The sequence below is a fragment of the Bacillus sp. JJ1521 genome, from assembly GCF_036965165.1.
GTDB lineage: Bacteria > Bacillota > Bacilli > Bacillales > Bacillaceae_L > Ferdinandcohnia.
Window position 1 is genome coordinate 40,946 of the sequence record NZ_JBALOX010000005.1, and the last position, 16,462, is coordinate 57,407.

18 protein-coding genes are annotated in these 16,462 nt (G+C 38.2%); 1 reads left to right on the forward strand and 17 read right to left on the reverse strand.

The annotated features are described in order from the left end of the window. Positions 1-47: 47 nt before the first annotated feature. The 6 genes from yabG to metG all read right to left on the reverse strand — a co-directional run bounded on the left by yabG (position 48) and on the right by metG (position 7,111). Positions 48-935, reverse strand: a complete 888-nt coding sequence (gene yabG, locus V7147_RS01000; protein ID WP_335365995.1) for a sporulation peptidase YabG — start codon at positions 933-935, stop codon at positions 48-50. A gap of 120 nt (positions 936-1,055) precedes the next feature. Then, entirely contained in the window at positions 1,056-1,949 is an 894-nt protein-coding gene (gene rsmA, locus V7147_RS01005) for a 16S rRNA (adenine(1518)-N(6)/adenine(1519)-N(6))-dimethyltransferase RsmA (protein ID WP_335365996.1), read from the reverse strand. Continuing rightward, a complete protein-coding gene (gene rnmV / locus V7147_RS01010) occupies positions 1,942-2,505 on the reverse strand; it encodes a ribonuclease M5 (protein WP_335365997.1) in 564 nt (187 codons plus the stop codon). Before rnmV ends, rsmA begins: the two co-directional genes overlap by 8 nt. Before the next feature lie 151 nt (positions 2,506-2,656). Then, complete coding sequence (locus V7147_RS01015) at positions 2,657-3,853, reverse strand: ubiquitin-like domain-containing protein (RefSeq protein WP_335365998.1); 1,197 nt, start codon at positions 3,851-3,853, stop codon at positions 2,657-2,659. Between the two features lie 225 nt (positions 3,854-4,078). Further along, positions 4,079-4,846 carry a TatD family hydrolase gene (locus tag V7147_RS01020; RefSeq protein WP_335365999.1) on the reverse strand — a complete coding sequence of 256 codons (768 nt, stop codon included), beginning with the start codon at positions 4,844-4,846 and terminating at the stop codon, positions 4,079-4,081. Positions 4,847-5,146: 300 nt separating this feature from the next. After that, the gene (gene metG, locus V7147_RS01025) at positions 5,147-7,111 is read right to left on the reverse strand and encodes a methionine--tRNA ligase (protein ID WP_335366000.1); all 1,965 of its coding nucleotides are present in this window, start codon (positions 7,109-7,111) and stop codon (positions 5,147-5,149) included. A 495-nt stretch (positions 7,112-7,606) separates the two neighbouring features. On the opposite strand from metG, the gene V7147_RS01030 reads away from it, so the two are divergent. After that, the gene (locus V7147_RS01030; protein WP_335366001.1) at positions 7,607-7,891 is read left to right on the forward strand and encodes an AbrB/MazE/SpoVT family DNA-binding domain-containing protein; all 285 of its coding nucleotides are present in this window, start codon (positions 7,607-7,609) and stop codon (positions 7,889-7,891) included. Positions 7,892-8,174: 283 nt separating this feature from the next. Here the strand turns inward: V7147_RS01030 and rsmI are convergent, their stop codons facing one another. The 11 genes from rsmI to V7147_RS01085 all read right to left on the reverse strand — a co-directional run bounded on the left by rsmI (position 8,175) and on the right by V7147_RS01085 (position 16,004). Further along, on the reverse strand, positions 8,175-9,050 hold the full coding sequence (rsmI, locus tag V7147_RS01035; RefSeq protein ID WP_335366002.1) for a 16S rRNA (cytidine(1402)-2'-O)-methyltransferase: 876 nt from the start codon (positions 9,048-9,050) through the stop codon (positions 8,175-8,177). After that, positions 9,016-9,315, reverse strand: coding sequence for a GIY-YIG nuclease family protein (locus V7147_RS01040; RefSeq protein ID WP_335366003.1), 300 nt, complete (start codon positions 9,313-9,315; stop codon positions 9,016-9,018). The genes rsmI and V7147_RS01040 overlap by 35 nt, the downstream gene beginning before the upstream one ends. Next, a complete protein-coding gene (locus tag V7147_RS01045) occupies positions 9,302-10,045 on the reverse strand; it encodes a tRNA1(Val) (adenine(37)-N6)-methyltransferase (RefSeq protein WP_335366004.1) in 744 nt (247 codons plus the stop codon). Before V7147_RS01045 ends, V7147_RS01040 begins: the two co-directional genes overlap by 14 nt. A gap of 89 nt (positions 10,046-10,134) precedes the next feature. Next, a complete protein-coding gene (gene yabA / locus V7147_RS01050; RefSeq protein WP_335366005.1) occupies positions 10,135-10,488 on the reverse strand; it encodes a DNA replication initiation control protein YabA in 354 nt (117 codons plus the stop codon). A gap of 13 nt (positions 10,489-10,501) precedes the next feature. After that, positions 10,502-11,329, reverse strand: coding sequence for a PSP1 domain-containing protein (locus V7147_RS01055; RefSeq protein WP_335366006.1), 828 nt, complete (start codon positions 11,327-11,329; stop codon positions 10,502-10,504). Next, on the reverse strand, positions 11,322-12,326 hold the full coding sequence (gene holB / locus V7147_RS01060; RefSeq protein WP_335366007.1) for a DNA polymerase III subunit delta': 1,005 nt from the start codon (positions 12,324-12,326) through the stop codon (positions 11,322-11,324). Before holB ends, V7147_RS01055 begins: the two co-directional genes overlap by 8 nt. A gap of 19 nt (positions 12,327-12,345) precedes the next feature. Beyond that, on the reverse strand, positions 12,346-12,786 hold the full coding sequence (locus tag V7147_RS01065; RefSeq protein WP_335366008.1) for a YaaR family protein: 441 nt from the start codon (positions 12,784-12,786) through the stop codon (positions 12,346-12,348). 296 nt (positions 12,787-13,082) lie between these two features. Beyond that, positions 13,083-13,412, reverse strand: coding sequence for a cyclic-di-AMP receptor (locus V7147_RS01070; protein WP_335366009.1), 330 nt, complete (start codon positions 13,410-13,412; stop codon positions 13,083-13,085). A gap of 165 nt (positions 13,413-13,577) precedes the next feature. After that, a complete protein-coding gene (gene tmk, locus V7147_RS01075; protein ID WP_335366010.1) occupies positions 13,578-14,210 on the reverse strand; it encodes a dTMP kinase in 633 nt (210 codons plus the stop codon). A gap of 16 nt (positions 14,211-14,226) precedes the next feature. Then, positions 14,227-15,660: an aminotransferase class I/II-fold pyridoxal phosphate-dependent enzyme gene (locus V7147_RS01080; RefSeq protein ID WP_335366011.1), complete on the reverse strand. Its 1,434-nt coding sequence runs from the start codon at positions 15,658-15,660 to the stop codon at positions 14,227-14,229. A 125-nt stretch (positions 15,661-15,785) separates the two neighbouring features. After that, a complete protein-coding gene (locus V7147_RS01085) occupies positions 15,786-16,004 on the reverse strand; it encodes a sigma factor G inhibitor Gin (RefSeq protein WP_335366012.1) in 219 nt (72 codons plus the stop codon). Between the last annotated feature and the right edge of the window lie 458 nt (positions 16,005-16,462).

Below are 16,462 nucleotides of genomic sequence, written 5' to 3' on the forward strand. Positions count from 1 at the left end.
CTTTTCTTTTGTAATAAAATACCAAGGGGATCTCTGGCAATACACCGTTAGAGACCCCCGTTTTCCTCCTCATCAACCAATCTTTGATACGGCATACCAGTTCGTAATACACCCTTCGTTTCAATCCCACCTAGACCTTTTTCCCCTGTTAAGGTATTGCGGAGAACATCCCACACATTGATCCTTTCATCAAAAGGAGTAAAACAAATCTTTGCTACGATATATACAGGGTCTAGGGCGTGTATATTGACTCTTAACGGTGAACTTGCATAATTCGCCCCTGCTCTTATCAATGATTCAAAATGGGACTGGCAGGCGCCTGCAAAGATGACAAGTTGATCTAAATGTGGCACTCTTTTTCTTGCTTGTCGAACGGTTTGAGCAAAATGACGGGAATGTCGGTACGCTTTTAGCTCGGTAACCTTTCCCTTTGATTTTGAATATGCATCATGGCCTGTTATTACAAGAATATCAGGTCTATATTTATCGAGTAGTCCATCAATCTTTTCAGGCATTTCCCTTTCGTGACAGTGAAACCCATATACCGGCACACCAATTTTTTCATATAATGTAAGGCATTTTTTTAAATAATTAGGGTCACCATCAATATGAAGTACTCTTCCGGGTATTTGAAAAAACTCTGCATTATTTGAATACCCGCCTGTAGCATGGTATTCGTTTTTTTGTCGAACTAACTGATAATCTTGTCGAAATAGTCGGTAGGAATCTTCCACCTTTTCCCGGTCTGATCTTTGCCGTTTCTGTCTTTCGTCCTCGCCAACTAGGACCAAGTCATTATAAGGTGCATCCGCTATTAACCGTACATCCTCGCCATATAAATAAACCATTTGGTTATGAGTTATTTCTGTTACTTTGAACAATAAATCAAACTTATGTGATTTACGTGTAACGATATCGCCAACTTTTATATCCATCCTCACCCACTCCAACTTTTAGGGTTTTTCCGCTTTTGAGATGCCTTCTTGTTAGCCTATGCAGCATTACCTTAAGTGGTGAGGAGAAGAAAATTACCTTAAAAAATAGAAAAAGACCTACTATTCGGTAGGTCCATCATTCAAAGCTCTATATAATTCATCACTTAAGCGACCAAATTCCTCAATCGATAAAGTTTCACCACGGCGTTTTGGGTCGATATTTGAAGCGGCTAAACAGCCTTCAATTGCCTCTTTAAACGCCTTTCCATTTGGCAGATTAGAGGTCAAGTTATTTAAAATTGTCTTTCTTCTTTGTCCAAAAGAGGCACGAACAACATCAAAAAAGAAAGGTTCATTTACTACCTTAACAGCTGGTTCTTTTCTTTTTAACAAACGTATGACTGCTGAATCCACATTCGGTTGTGGAACAAATACGGTCTTTGGTACTATCATGACAGTTTCAGCAGTTGTGTAGTATTGGATGGCAATCGACAAGGAGCCATATTCCTTAGTACCAGGTACAGCCGAAATCCGGTCAGCCACTTCCTTTTGAAGCATGACAACAATGCCTCTTAAGGGAAGGTCCTCCATGAGCAACTTCATAATAATTGGCGTTGTTACATAATAAGGGAGATTGGCAACTACCATGATATCATCGATTCCCTGCATGTTTTCATTTATGACAGACCCTACATCTGCCTTTAAAACATCCTCATGGATAATCTCGACGTTTGGATATGGGGATAATGTATCTGCTAATATCGGCAAAAGTCGCCCATCTATTTCAAATGCGACAACCTTTTTCGCGCGCTTTGCTAGCTGCTCAGTTAATGCACCAATTCCTGGTCCAATTTCAATCGCAGCTGTTTCTTCTGTCACTTCCGCATGATCAACGATACGATGTAAAATATTCGTATCAATTAAAAAGTTCTGTCCTAAGCTTTTCTTAAAAGAAAAACCATGCTTTTCTAAAATAGCTCTCGTTCTTATAGGTGTGGCTATATCTTTAATCACTTTGCCTTTCCCCCTGTAACACTTTTTCAACAGCCTGGTCAAATGCCACTTTTGTAATTTGGAACATCTGTAGACGCTTATAAAGCTGTTTTCCGTTAGTATAACCAATTTTCAAAAGAACGCCTAGCTTTTCCCTTCGTTCCTTCGCTTTGCTACCACCAATGAGTCCTGCGTCCACTAAGGCGTCAAATTCAATTTCCGAGTAGAAATCCTCTTGTTCTTGTTTTATATCCGCTAAGGCCTTTCTAATCGCCTCTGGAGTGGCATGCTCAACGCCCACCTTTTTACCTGACTTTGCAAGTGCTTCATTTTTAGGCAAAAACGCATGCTTGCATCCTGGAACAGCTTTTGCGACGATTTTACGGATTCGTTCACCTGGGTAGTCAGGATCTGTAAAGACAATAACTCCTCTTACTTCATGAGCATGTTTGATTCGTTCTAATACCTCTTTATTAACAGCCGAACCGTTTGTTTCAATTGTATCGGCATTGACCGCCCGCTTAATCGCAACAGTGTCGTCTTTCCCTTCCACAACAATTATTTCTTTTATTTTCATTTTTTTTGAAACCTTTCTGGATTTATTTCGTCTAACAATATAGATACAAATATTACATAATTATAACAAAAAAGACATAAGATATACGAAAGAAGTGTAAGACACCCTAGAAACAAAAAAAACAGAGGAAATCTCCTCTGTTTATCGCAAGTTAATTTAAGATTTGAATTTTGACTTTACGCTGTCCCCAACGATAGGCTTGTGATTTCTCCGAGAAAAAGACATCGATCTTATGTCCCTTAATATCTGTGCCCTTGTCGGCAGCTATTGCATAGCCATACCCTTCTACATACACTTTTGTACCCAAAGGAATGATACTTGGGTCTACTGCAATAACCTTAACATTTGGATTAGCCCGCAGGTTAATTCCTGTAGCAGTTGTACCTGAACACCCGCTACAATACGCTGTATAGGCTGTAGACGATACATAGAATTCGTTTGCTACATTAGCTGTACCACGAGAAACCTGTTGCACAATTTCACGTGTACCAACTGCAACAACCTTATCCTTACTATCTTGTAGGGTTTTGGTTTCAATTAGATTTCTTGAAACTTCTTTCCCATTCTCAAGAACAACTTCATAGTGCTTTGCAACTTTCCCCTCTTGACCAGGAGTTACAACTTTTTCTTTGCCTTTATCAATACCGTTGTCTTTTTTATGTACAACCGCAAAGGCAACTGATTCTTCCACTACATCGGTGACTTTTTCTACTCGTACAACATTAACGACACTATTTGCTGTAATCTGTTGTTCCATTCCTGGCTCGACTCGATCCAATTCATTTAGTGCAACATTTTGACCTTTTAAAAAGTCAGCGACAGTAGTCGAAGTGGACCAAACTTGACTTTCATTACCGCCGTCGTTTAGCGCAAGTTGAAATGCCTTTTCAACTTCTACCTTTATATCTTTTGTTAACTTTGTATCTATACTTGGATTGACTTTATCATGCTCTGTAATTTCTACCTTTGCATCTTTGAAAAGATCTCCCACGGTTTTCACTGTTGTCCAGATCTTCTGTGGTTGGTTATCAATTACAAGTTCAACCGGAATAGCCTCTTGCCACGTCACTTTCAAATTGTTCTTGATTGCCGTATCCATAGATGGTGAAAGCTCATCATGCTTTGAGACATCAATCTCTAAATCCTGTAGAACTTCTGCAACCGTGTTTGCGTGCGTCCTTATAACTTGCTCATTTCCATTTAATGATAGGGTAACTGTATCCTTAGTGGTTTCATATGCAGCGTAACCTGTTCCGGCACCTGCTAAGACTATAAAACTACTGATCGAGACTATTAATCTCTTTTTGTGCTTTGACTCGGAAAACAGTTTTTTCATGTTTTTAAGCAAATGAAAAACGCCTCCTTCTCTCAGTGGATTATATAAAGGATATATTAATCTGTCAACCCCACCCCTTCTTTACGTCACCGTTGTAAAATATTATGCAAGAAGAGTTTTTAAAAAGGAAGAATTAGTTGTCGACAAAGATATATATGAGACAAAGGAGACATGTAGAACTTTTTCTAATCAACTTATTATCGGACAAGCTACCCTACTTTTTGACAAAAATTGCTATCATTTTATGCCGAAAAATCGCTTCGCATTGTCGGATGTTTTTTGGGCAATTTCCTCAAATGAGACCCCTTTTAGCTCTGCAATTTGCTCTGCTACATATTTCACATAGCTTGGTTCATTTCGTTTTCCTCGAAAAGGATGTGGTGTTAAATATGGACAATCTGTTTCAATTAACAGACGATCTAGTGGAATTTCAGCTGCAACTTCTTTTGGTTTTTTCGCATTTTTGAAGGTAACAGGACCACCAAATGAAATATAAAAATTCATATCGATGCATTGTTTTGCAACTTCGATACTCCCAGTAAAGCAATGCATAATCCCACCCACTTCACTCGCATTCTCTTCTTGAAGAATGTCGATAATATCAGCTGTGGCTTCTCGATTATGAATCATAATAGGTAGTTTTACTTTCTTCGCTAACGCAATTTGCTTTCTGAAGACTTCCTTTTGAATATCCTTAGGAGACTTGTCCCAGTGGTAATCAAGACCCATTTCTCCTAATGCGACTACCTTTGGATGGGCACTAAGCTCTTCAATCCACTCGAGGTCTTCATCCGTCATATCAATTGCATCAACTGGATGCCAACCGATTGTTGCATAGATAAACTCATATTGATCTGCTAATTCAATCGCCCGTGTAATTGTTTCTCGGTCAAAACCGACGACAACAATCCTTTCTACACCTTCACTCAGTGCTCTTTCAATTACTTCTTCTAAATCGTCTTGATACTGTATCGCATTTAAATGTGCATGTGTATCAATAAGCATAGCTAAAACTCCTTTTTTCTAATATGAAAAGGACAGAAATCACTCTGTCCTTTTTCTTGTCTAGCTCTATGCGCCAACGGCTCTCTGGTCTAAGCCAATCGCTTCGGAAGGTAAAAGGCACCTTCTATCAGCGCTCGTATTATGCTTGACTTGCACAGGACAAGGAAAGCTTCGAGAGCATAATCCTCGCACGAAGAAAATGCATAGCATTTTCGAGGAAGTCCTGACATCGACGTTCGCCACAGGACGTGGCGGTAGTTAGTCGATGTTCCTCAGTACGGGCGACTTGCGCTTTTCTTGTTATTTTACTTTAGCTCCGTTTGGTAAACTTTGGTCAATCGTTGCAACCGATAGCTTTCCATCAACAGATCCTGCTAAAATCATACCTTGTGATAGTTCACCACGTAGTTTTACAGGTTTAAGGTTCGTTACACAAATTACCTTCTTGCCTACTAGTTCTTCAGGAGTGTAGTACTGGGCAATTCCAGAAACAACCTGACGCTTTTCAAAGCCTAAATCTAATTGAAGCTTTAAAAGTTTATCAGCTTTTTTCACCGGTTCTACTTGAAGAACTTGCGCAACACGTAGCTCAACCTTCATAAAATCATCGATTGTGATTTCATCTACTTGTTCCACTTCTTTTACAGGCTCTTCTTTTACAGGTTCTTCTTTTTTCGCACCGCCCTGCATTTTCTCTTTTATATATTCAACTTCATCAGCAATTTCTAAACGAGGGAAGATTGGCTCACCCTTTGTAACCTGAATTCCTTCTTGCTTAATGCCAAATTCAGCTAGGCTATCCCATGTTTTCAATGCATCTTCTTTCATTCCAAGCTGTGCAAAGATCTCTTCTGGCGATTTAATTAAAAATGGTTTTAGCATAATAGCTGCAAAACGAAGAGATTCCGCTAAGTGACTCATAATAGAGCCTAATTCATCCTTTTTCGCTTCGTCTTTTGCAACAACCCATGGCTGAGTCTCATCAATATATTTATTTGTACGGCTAATAAACTGCCAAAGAGCAGTTAGCGCAACAGAAAACTCCATTTTCTCCATAGCCGCTTCATATTTTGCAACAGTTTCCACAGCGAAATTTGCTAACTGAGTATCATATTCTGATTGATTACCTTGATACGTTGGAATTGTACCATCAAAATATCGACCAATCATCGCAATAGTTCGATTTAGTAAGTTTCCTAAGTCATTTGCTAAATCAAAATTGATTCTTTCTACAAATCCTTCTGGAGTAAATACACCATCGGCACCAAAAGGAACCTCACGTAGCAAGTAGTAACGTAGAGAATCGAGTCCGTAGCGGTCAATTAGTGTGACCGGATCAACGACATTTCCCTTTGATTTTGACATTTTGCCATCCTTCATTAGCAACCAGCCATGGGCAAATACCTTTTTCGGTAATGGTAGGTCTAATGCCATCAGCATAATCGGCCAATAGATTGTATGGAAACGAACAATTTCCTTTCCTACTAGATGTACATCAGCTGGCCAATATTTTTGATATTTAGTATCATTTTCTGTACCATAACCCAAAGCGGTAATATAGTTCGATAGTGCATCAATCCATACATAAATAACATGCTTTGGATCGCCAGGTACTTTAACTCCCCAATCAAAGGTTGTTCTTGATACAGCCAAATCCTCAAGTCCAGGCTTAATGAAGTTATTAATCATTTCATTTTTGCGGGACTCTGGTTGAATGAATTCAGGATTTTCTTCATAATACTTCAGTAGGCGATCTGCATATTTACTCATTTTGAAGAAATAAGACTCTTCCTTTACCTTTTCAACTGGACGACCACAGTCTGGGCAATTTCCATTGACTAATTGTCTTTCGGTAAAGAAGGATTCACAAGGTGTACAGTACCAGCCTTCATATTGGTCAAGGTAGATATCCCCTTGTTTGACAAGTTGATCAAAAATCTTTTCAACCGCATTTTTATGACGTTCTTCTGTTGTACGAATAAAATCATCGTATGAAATTTCAAGCTTTTTCCAAAGATCTTGAATTCCTGACACAATCTCATCTAAAAACTCTTTTGGTGTTACACCTTTTTCTTCAGCAGAACGTTGAATTTTTTGACCATGCTCATCAGTTCCTGTTAAAAACATTACATCATACCCACGAAGTCTTTTATATCGAGCCATAGCATCGGCTGCTACAGTTGTATAAGCGTGTCCTATATGTAATTTCCCACTCGGATAATAAATGGGTGTCGTTAAATAAAATGTTTTATTCTCTTGAGTCATCGGTAAACCTCCTTCTAAATGTAAACCCGAATAAGCAAGATATTCCTATTCATCTATTCCTATTATATCTTCAAAATATACCTAAAGCATAGGAAAAGCGCAAGCGCCTATTAGAGGAACATCTAGTACAAGTAAGATTAATATCAATTTGTAAATAAAATTAAAAAGATACAATTCGACAAAGACGGAGAAAACAGCCCTTTTCGACAAAAACCAACAGAAATTTGACGAATTTTGTCGAATTAATTTTACATTTTTTCACCTATTATGATACAGATTTTTTTCCAAAAATAGTAGGTTCATAATGTAAAAGTATTCATAAAACCCTTCTGTTATAAGACACGACGTTCCATTTTTATACATATTTTATAAGAATTGTAGTTAAAAATGATTGACGTTAAATGGAAATCTTGATATTATTATCTAGAAATCAATTTGTCGAAAATTGACGATATAGAGAGATAAATAATACAAAGATTGAGAGGAGAAAAACAATTGAAATCTACAGGTATTGTTCGTAAAGTTGATGAATTAGGTCGTGTTGTAATCCCTATCGAGCTTCGTCGTACATTAGACATCGCTGAAAAAGATGCTCTTGAAATCTATGTTGACGATGACAAAATCATTTTAAAGAAATACAAGCCAAATATGACTTGCCAAATTACTGGTGAAATTTCTGATGACAATTTCACTTTAGGTAATGGTAAGATCGTTCTTAGCCGTGAAGGTGCTGAACAAATCCTTAAAGAACTTCAAGACAATCTTGCAGTTGTAAAATAATAGATGTTATGCGAAAAAGCTTCTCAACCCGAGAAGCTTTTTTTATTTGATAGGATGAGACCCATCAAATAAAAAAAACCTCCGGCGGATGCCACAGATTTTCAAGGAAAGTTTCCAGCATTAACTGGCACAAAACCTCACGGAGGGCAATTGCCAGTTAATGCCTGATAAAGTGAACGAAGACTAAGAACACCACGTCATGTGGCAACGTCTTTGTGACCCACCTCGTGTGTGCCTAAAAAATTTGGCGCAAATACGCCAGGGCCTATTTGATTTTACATTGTTATAACCCATGATATTCTTGGTAAATTTCCCTCTTTTGCTGATTTCGGTCTTTTGCGACTTGTTTAATTGCTTCTTTCGTTGTCATGGCCCCTGTCTCAACATAGTGGTTTACATGTTGTTCGATTGATAGGTTTTCCCACCAAGCTTCTGAAAGCACGACCTCACTATACTGTGCTCCCTCGACAACAAGACAGAACTCCCCGCGAACTGTATCCGCATCCGTCCATGCTAAAACCTCATCTAAGTCTCCACGAATAAACTCTTCAAATTTCTTCGTTAACTCTCTGGAAACTGTGATTTTACGATTTCCTAATACCTCTCTCATCAATTTCAAGGTTTCCTTTAAGCGATGTGGTGCTTCATAAAAAAGCATCGTTGCTTGAATATGGACTAGGCCTTCCAATTGCTTTCGTTTCTCTTTCTTATTTCGGTCTAGAAAACCGTAAAAATAAAAAGGTTGTGTACTAAGCCCTGAGGAAATGAGTGATGTTAAGGCAGCATTTGCACCTGGGAGTGGAACAACATACATTTTTTCTTGCACCGCTTCAACCACTAATTCATAGCCTGGATCGGATATCGTCGGCATGCCTGCGTCACTTACAAGTGCCACATCTTTTCCTTCACGTAATAGAGCCAGAATTTTATCTCCGCTCACTTTTTTATTATGTTCATGGTAACTAATTACGGGTGTTTCTATTTCAAAGTAATTGCATAGCTTTTTTGTTTGCCTTGTATCCTCCGCCGCAATAAAAGCAGATTCCTTCATAATCTTTATCGCACGAAAAGTCATATCCTCCAAATTCCCAATTGGAGTTGGAACGAGATATAAGGTCCCATATTCATAATTTGGTTGAAAGCTTTTTTGCTGCCACATAGCGCTCCTCACTTTCCATTGCCAGTAACTGTTCCTTCTCCGGCCGCTTTAATCGTTTAAATCTATATTCTGCACGCATTGCTTCTTCCTTCGTTTCAAATTCCTGAGCAAATAAAAGGGTAATCGGGCCTCTTCCTCTTGTATATTTGGCTCCTTTTCCATCATTATGCTTTTTCATCCGTTGCTTGACATCTGTTGTATAACCCGCATAATAGGTCCCATCCTTGCATTCAACAACATAAAAATAATGCTTACTCGTCTCCATAGAGAATTGTCCTTATCTCTTTTGTATACTCATTGTGTTCATCGTATACATATAGTGGAGGTAAAATTTTCAAATCGGCATTTCCCTGTTTGATTCCTTCTATTAAGATGGTATTTGCCTCTTTACCATGCCTAGGATGGACAAATTGCAATCGTTTTGGTTCAATTCGATATTGTCTCATCAAGGTAAGAATGTCCATCAATCGCCCTGGGCGATGAACAAATGCAACCTTTCCGCCCTGCCTAACCAATTGGCTACTTACGCGCACAACATCCTCTAATGTACAAAAAATTTCATGCCGAGCAATTGCAAGATGTTCATTTTTATTAATTTCATCCGCTTTCGGCGTTGGAAAATACGGCGGATTACAGGTCACAACATCAAATTTCCCATGGCCCAGCTTTTCTGGCATGTCCTTAATATCTCCGTGAGTAATCGAAAGCTGATTTGAAAGCTCATTATACTCAATGCTTCGTTTTGCCATATTATATATACGCTCTTGAATTTCAACACCTGTAATCTCGGCCTTTGACCTTCTGCTTAATAATAATGGAATTACCCCATTACCTGTACACAAATCAATAATTTTTCCTTTTTGAATCGGTACATACACAAATCTTGCTAAAAGCACCGTATCCAATGAAAAGGCAAAGACAGAAGGGCTTTGGATGATTCTTAAGTCTTCTGCTAACAAATGATCTAATCGTTCGTCATCATGTAATTGAACCATTGCATTATGTTTCCTTCCCTACATTTTTCTAATTCTCATTATAAATCTTTTCCTTGGAAATGAAAAAGCCCTCCCCAATTGGAGAGGACCTATTTCTTATTTAAAAAGGAGAGACAAAATAAGCAGTCGCCATCAGAACGGACACTTCCATAATGCACATTACAAATATGAAAGCCCTCCTGATAAAGTCTAGCTAAATTATCATGTCCTTCACCAATATCAACTTGCTTTGCTTCGTGTAAAGCCTTATCAGCTTTTTCCTCTTTTTTCTTTGAAATGGATTGATCAAGTCGGCGACGTAAAAGGTCATTCTCCATTTTCAGATTGTGATTCTCTTCAAGTAATTGCCCAAGATGTACTTTCAATTCTCCTAGTTGAGTATACAGATTTCCAATTTGAGTCTCCATACTACTAACAGATTCAAAAATATCTTTTTTGTCCACGCATTCCACCTCGTCATTCTGTGGCTTGAATCGAAATCGCTCCTTCTTTCAATAGTTCCTCCCACGTATATTCGACAACTCGTTCACGGCCAATTAATTCTAACTGAAGTACACGTTCTAAAATATTGAGTCCAACAACCTTCCCAGTTCCACTTGTTGTTTCAATCATATCACCAAGGTCAGGGAGCTGTTCTTTTGCACTTTCGTATTCATCATTCTCATATTTTAGACAGCACATTAATCGACCACATAAACCTGATATTTTAGTAGGGTTTAATGAAAGGTTTTGATCTTTAGCCATCTTAATTGAAACCGGCTCAAAATCACCTAAGAAGGTTGAGCAACAAAGCATTCTTCCACATGGACCAATTCCACCAAGCATTTTGGCTTCATCACGTACCCCAATTTGTCGTAATTCAATTCTCGTACGGAAGATAGCCGCTAAATCCTTCACTAATTCACGGAAATCAACACGTCCATCTGCTGTAAAATAGAAGATTACTTTATTTCTATCAAACGTATATTCTACATCAACAAGCTTCATATCAAGGCTGTGTTCCACGACTTTTCCCTGGCATACATCATACGCCTCTTTAGCTGCTTGCTTATTTTCTTCAACAATTAATTTATCTTTTGAATCCGCAATGCGGATGACCTTTTTCAATGGAAGTACGATGTCATTTTCATCGACTTGCTTTTTATTTATAACAACCTTGCCAAATTCAATTCCTCTTACTGTTTCAACAATGACATATTCGCCGTCAGGAATTGTAAAGCCATTTGGGTCAAAGTAATAAATTTTACCCGCTTTTTTAAAGCGTACACCAACTACATCATACAAGCTTATATCCCTCCTGTAACTTTATTACCAATTGCTCCATTAATAAATGTGGGTTCATGTTGGTGTATAGACGACGCTTCGCCTCTAATACCGCTGCTATTTGATCACTTACACGTCTTGTCGACGTCTTAAGCGCATGTAGTTTAAAGCTAGTAATCTGGTCATGAAAAATAAGCTTTTCTTCATCACCAAGCTGTATATATAATAAATCTTTAAAAATAAGCAATAATATATCTAAACCAAAGCTAAGCTGCTCTTTCTCTTTAAAATGAGGTAACCATTGATCCTGCAGAAAAAAGAAAGCATGAGTTGGCCTTGTATGGATTACTTCATATAATTGTAACACTATTGATCGAGACTGTCCAAACCAAGCATCTGTACTTAATTCACGCGCTTCCTCTAAATTATTGGTTATATGAGCAACAAGTGAAGCAATAGTTGGAGATATCCCTTCATCGATTAGTCGCTCAGAAATGACTCTTGGAGCGAGTGGCTGAAACGATAAAACCTGGCATCGGGATAGAATTGTATTTAAGATCCGATGGATTTGTTCAGTTAACAAAATCGCTACTGTTTGACTTGTCGGCTCCTCCAGAAATTTCAACAAACTATTTGCAGCGTTTGTTGTCATTTTATCAGCGTGATTTATCAAATACACTTTACGATTGGACTCTACACCCGTTTTTGAGAATTCCTCCTGTAATGCTTGAATTTGCCATTTTTTAATTGATTGGCCATCCGGCTCAATAACATGGACGTCAGGATGATTACCCGATGAAATCCTACGGCAATTTGTACAGTCATTACAAGGTCTATACCCATTTGGATGCTGACAGAAAAGACTTTTTGCAAAAAGAAAGCCTACTTCCTTTTTGCCAGTCCCTCGACTACCCTCAAATAAGTAAGCATGGGCCACTCTATTCTTCTTGAGACTATTTTCAACCATTTTTAGTACAAGTGGTTGATATTCTTGAAGTTGTTCCCATGTTTTTTCCACCATATATCACTCTTTCAAATCACGTATATAAGTTGATTAATAACCCTTTTATCAATCCAACTTTTCCCAGAATATCAATTGACCCTTTTTCCTGGTCAACCATTTCTTCTGTTAAATCCAAAAGTTCCTTGTCAATTTGGTCAACAAGTTTATGTGTTCTCCCTTGTCCATTAAAGTTCCAGCTACGGGACTCTTTAACTTCCATTCCATATTCCACAGCTTCATGGATAAAGCGTTTTACAAGGGATTTATAAGAAGCCAAGTCCTGAAAAGTTTGAGAGCGAGAGAGTCGCTCTCCCGCCATGTCAATTTGAGAAAGCAGTTTCGTCAATTGTTCCAATTGAAGCTTATTTCCTTCTTGATGAACAATTTTGCTGAATCCCAGATTTCCAGACACTTTATTGGATGTGTTTGGCTGATTTTTATCTATATTGACACGAAAATCCTGGTTTATTTTCATAAACGATAAAACACCTCTAATCAAATGCGCCTAAGGGTATTTGTGCCCGATTTTTAGGTCCACAGGAAGTGGGTGTGGCGTACTTAGTCTTTGTACTTACTGCGAGATACAGTAAAACTTCAATCTGTGGTTGTTTTTTACCACAGATTGTTAGTTGAACCAATCAGGCCTTTACTGGCAATTGCCCTCTAGAAGGGCTTAGTGCCAGTTAATGCTGGAAAACTTCCTTTAAAAAATCGTGGCATCCGCCGGAGGCTTTAATTTTATTCATTGGGTTTTAATCCCAATGAATAAAATTAAAATTGGTGAAACTCATCTATTGGTAAAACAAACACTGTGGCGCCACCCACTTCAACCTTCACCGGGAATGGAACAAAGGAATCTGCATTTCCACCCATTGGTGAGACAGGGGCAATCATTTGCTCACGATGTTTGCAATTATCCCTGATGATATCCATTAATTTATTTACGCGGATGTCCTCAGTTCCTACAAGGAACGTCGTATTACCTGATTTCAGGAATCCACCCGTTGTAGCAAGCTTGGTTGCTCTAAAATTATGTTCAACTAGTGCCTGTGACAAACGGTTGCTATCCTTATCCTGCACAACTGCAACGACTAGCTTCATCGTATTGCCTCCCTTTATTTTATCACTTTTACGTGTACCTTCATATTACGAAATTTGGTAACTATATGTGCGAAAGTCCTTAGTTGTCTTTATTCTATACCAAGTATAGCCAGAACGAAAAGAAAAACCTCAAAAATCATCAGACTTTTGAGGTAATTCATATGATTAGCCTTTATTCAAATGTTTTTCAATCATTTCAAGTGCTTCCTTAGCCACTGTGTCGAGAGAGTTCTCTGCATTAATGATGTGATACCTGTCCTTAAAGCGCCCTGCAACCTTTATATATCCTTCATACACCTTCTGATGAAATGAAAGCTTCTCAAGATCAAGGCGGTTTACTTCCCTCTCATCATTTTTCCTAATTCTTGTTAAACCTTTTTCTGGCTGGATATCAAAGAAAAGCGTTAATGAAGGCATAAGTCCATTAATCGCAAATTCATTGATTGAAAAAACTTCGTCAATTCCCAGGCCACGCGCATAGCCTTGATATGCAAGTGAGCTATCAACAAATCGGTCACATAAGACAATTTTTCCTTCTTCTAAGGCTGGGATGACTTTCTCAACTAAATGCTGACGGCGGGAAGCCGCATATAAAAGCGCCTCAGTACGTCCATCCATTTTCGTATTATTTTTATCTAAAATGACGGAACGAATTTGTTCCGCTATATCAATTCCACCTGGTTCTCTTGTGGAAACAACATCATATCCTTTTTTTGAAAGCTCTTCCTGAAGGATTCCTAATACGGTTGTTTTTCCCGCACCCTCAGGTCCCTCAAGTGTAATAAAATAACCTGTCACTTTTCATTCAAGCCCCTTACATATCTAATATCTTGATATATTTTACTCTCATGTCGCCGCCTTGGAAATGTGCCCCCGTCTCAATATAGGTAGTCAGAATTTCAATGTGTCGATCAGTTACACATTCTCCTTCCATTAGGACAGGAATCCCAGGGGGATAAGGTATAATCATTTCTCCGGAAATGTTTCCTATCGCCTCACGAAAGGAAACAACCTTTTTATTGTACCCTTTTATTTCATTATAGCAAAGAGCTAGCTTAGAAACTGTCTTTCCTTCATCATGTATATCAATAAATGTTCGTTTAATCAGCGTAAATTTATTAACGGCACGAATTATTTTTATTAATATTTCATCAGCATCAAAGCCTTTTGATAATGGCAATACAAAAAGGACATTGTTTGGGTCTGCCATTTCTGTAAAAAGACCTTCTTTCTCTAAGAATTTTTGCAGTTCATATCCATTTAGCTCACATTGTGATTGGATTGTAAGTTTCAATAAGTCCGTTTGTACGTCTTGATTTTTCGAAGTTACGACTTTTATTTGTGGAATTGTTTCGAGCCTTTGAGTAAAGGCAGCTATTTTTTCAATGATTTGGATTGTACCCATTTCTTGCATTGCAGCGAGATAATGTCTTGCTAGATCAAGTGAAGCCATGATCGGGTAAGATGGACTGCTCGATTGTAAAATTTGAAGATACGACTCAACCTCTTCGTTATTAATGAGATTACTATTTACATGCAAAAAGGAGCCCATTGTCATCGCCGGAAGAGTCTTATGTGCGGAATGCACCACAATATCAGCACCTAAAGAAACAGCAGAAGAGGGAAAACCTTCAAGCAAAAAATGGGCTCCATGCGCTTCATCGATTAAAACTGCCACATTCTTCTCATGCGCATACATAATAATCTGGGCTAACTCTTTTCGATTCACCATTCCATAATAGTTGGGACTTGTTAAAATTATAGCTTTTATATGTTTGTATGTATCAAAGGCTTCTTTTACCGTCTTAAAGGGAACATAAGAGGCAACCTGCACTTCATCATCATACGTTGGATGGAGAAAAACAGGCCTAGCCCCAGCCATCTTTAGCCCATTTAAGATCGACTTATGAGAATTTCGTTGCACAAGGACAGTATCATTTTCAGAACACGACGCAAGGATCATTGCTAAATTTCCCACGGTTGAACCGTTCACTAAAAAGTAACTTTTTTTGACTCCATATAAATCTGCCACTAATTTTTCGGCTTCCAAAATAGCCCCTTCAGGATGATGCAAATCATCGAGCCCAGTTAATTCCGTTGCATCTATTTCTAATACTTTATGAAAATAGGGATACCCCTTACTTGAAAACACTTGTCCATATTTATGTCCTGGTACATGCATCGATAGAGGTCTCTTCTTCACATGATGATCTAAGGCATCAAATAATGGTGTTTGTTGTTGGTTCATAATTATTTCTACCCTTTCAAATATACTTAAACCCATTATAAAACAAAAAAAGGGACCTATTCTACAAGGTCCGACATCAACTTGAGATTGCACCTAACGCTAAAGCAATATCAAGCAATTTAAAACTATGAATATATCTCTGGGGTTGATACCTTTTTAAGCCGATCTAAATAAAATTGGTACTTCGGGTCATTTGTTTCCGTACGGATGATGTCTTGCTCACAATCCAAACAAATAAATCTTGTATAAAGGTGTATGCCTCTATTTTTCTCTTGCTCACATATAATACACGTTTCCCCATATTGGTTTCTATTTGCGAGTGAACTCACTGCCTCCACCTCCATACATATATTTTGCCCGGATCCACTAAAATGTATACACAATTATAAAAATAACGAACAGTTGTAATTTAATTTATTTAGTAATCTATGAAGATCAGGTGCTAGTTTGTGTATGTCTTAGGCTAAAAAGTTTATTATAGATACTGAATTCTGAGGTATAGTGGTTCGCGTGACGGTTTATGTTGTTTGCGGTATATCAAGTTTGCGTATTTGACATGGTGATATACCGCTTACGGTGTTTACGGTATATCGTTTATCGTTTCTAGGGTTGGCGATATAGCGAGTATGCAGTTTGCGATATACCGTTTATCGTTTCTCAGTCACGTGATATACCGCTTCCGCATTTTGCGGTATACCACTTATCTTTTCTCGACTCGGCGGTATACCGCAAACCCTATTGGGGGATCGGGCTAAGCACTCAATCTGATAATAGACGGAAAAATTCCGCTTATTTCACCTCT

Excerpts from the sequence above, each read along its gene's own strand:
- yabG (WP_335365995.1), bottom strand. The coding sequence starts at position 935 with ATGGATATAAAAGTTGGCGATATCGTTACACGTAAATCACATAAGTTT.
- rnmV (WP_335365997.1), bottom strand. The coding sequence starts at position 2,505 with ATGAAAATAAAAGAAATAATTGTTGTGGAAGGGAAAGACGACACTGTT.
- V7147_RS01020 (WP_335365999.1), bottom strand. The coding sequence starts at position 4,846 with ATGCTTATTGATACACATGCACATTTAAATGCGATACAGTATCAAGAC.
- metG (WP_335366000.1), bottom strand. The coding sequence starts at position 7,111 with ATGACTCAAGAGAATAAAACATTTTATTTAACGACACCCATTTATTAT.
- rsmI (WP_335366002.1), bottom strand. The coding sequence starts at position 9,050 with ATGTGGCAGCAAAAAAGCTTTCAACCAAATTATGAATATGGGACCTTA.
- V7147_RS01040 (WP_335366003.1), bottom strand. The coding sequence starts at position 9,315 with ATGGAGACGAGTAAGCATTATTTTTATGTTGTTGAATGCAAGGATGGG.
- V7147_RS01045 (WP_335366004.1), bottom strand. The coding sequence starts at position 10,045 with ATGGTTCAATTACATGATGACGAACGATTAGATCATTTGTTAGCAGAA.
- V7147_RS01065 (WP_335366008.1), bottom strand. The coding sequence starts at position 12,786 with ATGAAAATAAACCAGGATTTTCGTGTCAATATAGATAAAAATCAGCCA.
- V7147_RS01070 (WP_335366009.1), bottom strand. The coding sequence starts at position 13,412 with ATGAAGCTAGTCGTTGCAGTTGTGCAGGATAAGGATAGCAACCGTTTG.
- V7147_RS01080 (WP_335366011.1), bottom strand. The coding sequence starts at position 15,660 with ATGAACCAACAACAAACACCATTATTTGATGCCTTAGATCATCATGTG.
- V7147_RS01085 (WP_335366012.1), bottom strand. The coding sequence starts at position 16,004 with ATGGAGGTGGAGGCAGTGAGTTCACTCGCAAATAGAAACCAATATGGG.